The sequence below is a fragment of the Mesorhizobium sp. M1A.F.Ca.IN.020.06.1.1 genome (assembly GCF_004023265.1).
Taxonomy (GTDB): domain Bacteria; phylum Pseudomonadota; class Alphaproteobacteria; order Rhizobiales; family Rhizobiaceae; genus Mesorhizobium.
In genome coordinates, this window is the sequence record NZ_RZSR01000937.1 from 1 (window position 1) to 2325 (window position 2325).

The window sequence follows — 2325 nt, forward strand, 5'->3', positions numbered from 1 at the left end:
TCGTGTAGGTGACCGTCGAGCCGGCATCGGGATCCTTGGCCGAGGCGGTGATGCCGACGGCAGTGCCGGCGGCGGCATTCTGGCCGATCTGGTTGGCCGCGGTATTGGCATCGGGCGGCGTGTTGAACGCGATCGGTTCGGGGCTGTTGAGGACGGCGAGGGTGAAGCTCTTGTTGGCGGTGCTGCCGTCGGAGGAGGTCGCCGTCACCGTCAGGTTGATGGACGACTGGGTCTCGAAGTCGAGCGTGCCTGTGCCCGAACGCGTGATGACACCGGTGCTGGAATTGATGGCAAAGCGCGTGTCGTTGATGCTGTAGGTGACCGTCGAGCCAGCATCGGGATCCGAGGCCGAAGCGGTGATCCCTGTCGGTGTCCCCGCCGCGGCGAGCTCGGCGATCTGGTTGGCGCCGGAGTTGGAGTCGGGCGGAGTGTTGAAGGCCACGGGCTGTTGGCCGGCCGTGACGCTGACAGTGAAGGTGCTCGTGGCGCTGCTGCCATCGGACGACGTCGCTGTCACCTGGAGATTGATCGTCGGTTCGGACTGGGCGTTGAGCGTGCCGGTGCCCGAGCGCGTGACGACCCCGGTGCTGGAATTGATGGCAAAGCGCGAGTCGTCGATCGTGTAGGTGACTGTCGAGCCGGCATCGGGATCCGAGGCCGAAGCGGTGATGCCGACGGCAGTGCCGGCGGCAGCGTTCTGGCCGATCTGGTTGGCCCCGGAGTTGGCATCCGGCGGCGTGTTGAACGCGATCGGCTCCGGGCTGTCGAGGACACCGAGGGTGAAGCTCTTGGTGGCGGTGCTGCCGTCGGAAGAGGTTGCCGTCACTGTCAGATTGATGGACGACTGGGTTTCGAAGTCGAGCGTGCCTGTGCCCGAGCGCGTGACGACGCCGGTATTGGAATTAATGGCGAAGCGTGCATCGTTGAGGCTGTAGGTGACGGTCGCGCCGGCATCGGGATCGGTGGCCGAAGCGGTGATCCCGGTCGGTGCTCCCGCCGCGGCGAGCTCGGCGATCTGGTTGGCAGTGGGATCGGCATCGGCAGGAGTGTTGAAGGCCACCGGACTTCCGGATCCCGGCAAGACATATTCGATGTGCAGCAGCGGCGCGCTGGCGGGATTGTATTCGTAGGAATCGGCGGTGCGCGTGCCGGTGCCGGTGATCAGGAACGCCATGTCGTTGAGCGCTGCCCAGCCCGAGCGGCTGACGATCTCCTGGACGATAGCCGTGAGGTCTGGCGTGCGCTCGGCCTGGACGTGCTCGCCCACCGTGGTCCACGGGGCCGGCGTCCAAGCCGTCGACGCGTCGGTCGTTGCCCGTGACGATACATTGAAGCTGGTGCTGGTGAAGGGGCTTGCGTCGTCGGTGTCCTGGCCCTTGATCAGCAGCGAGGCCGCGCCGGTCTTCACCTCGTTGGCCTGGAACTGGATGTAGGCGCTGGTGATGATCGCGCCTTGCGGGATGTCGATACCGGTGAAGCGGAGACCGACCGTCTGGCGGGTAGAGCCGTCAAAGCCCAGTTCCAGATCACTGACGTTGCTCGAAATCGAGCCGGAACCTTTCTCCTCGACATCGTCGCCTGCGGCCGCCACCCTGGCCTCGAAAGTCCCAGGCGTGCTGCCGCCGGTGACGTCAACATTGAAGGCGTGGGTGTTGGTGCTGCCGTCCGACGAGGTCGCGGTGACCGTGAGCGCAACCGTCGGCTCGGACTGGGCGTTGAGCGTGCCGGTGCTCGAGCGTGTTATGACACCGGTGCTGGGATTGATGGCAAAGCGCGGGTCGTTGAGACTGTAGGTGACCGTCGAGCCGGCATCGGGATCCGTGGCCGAAGCGGTGATGCCGACGGCAGTACCGGCGGCAGCGTTCTGGCCGATCTGGTTGGCCGCGGTGTTGGCATCGGGCGGCGTGTTGAACGCAACCGGTTCCGGGCTGTCGAGGACGGCGAGGGTGAAGACCTTGTTGGCCGTGCTGCCGTCGGAAGAGGTTGCCGCCACCGTCAGGTCGATCGACGACTGGGTTTCAAAGTCGAGCGTGCCTGTGCCCGAGCGCGTGATGACGCCGGTATTGGCATCAATGGCGAAGCGCGTGTCGTTGAGGCTATAGGTGACCGTCGAGCCGGCATCGGGATCGGTGGCCGAAGCGGTGATGCCCGTGGGTGCTCCCGCCGCGGCGAGCTCGGCGATCTGGTTGGCACCGGGGTTGGAGTCGGGCGGAGTGTTGAAGGCCACAGGCTGTTGGCCGGCGGTGACGGCGACGGTGGAGGGGGGCGTGACGACGCTCCCGTCGGACGAGGGGGCGGTGACGGGGGGGTTGACAGACGGCGCGG

General features: G+C 66.3%; 1 pseudogene. It reads right to left on the bottom strand.

Going from position 1 to position 2325, the window contains the following annotated elements:
- A pseudogene (locus EOA60_RS29285) lies at positions 1-2325 on the bottom strand (hypothetical protein); the annotation flags it as partial.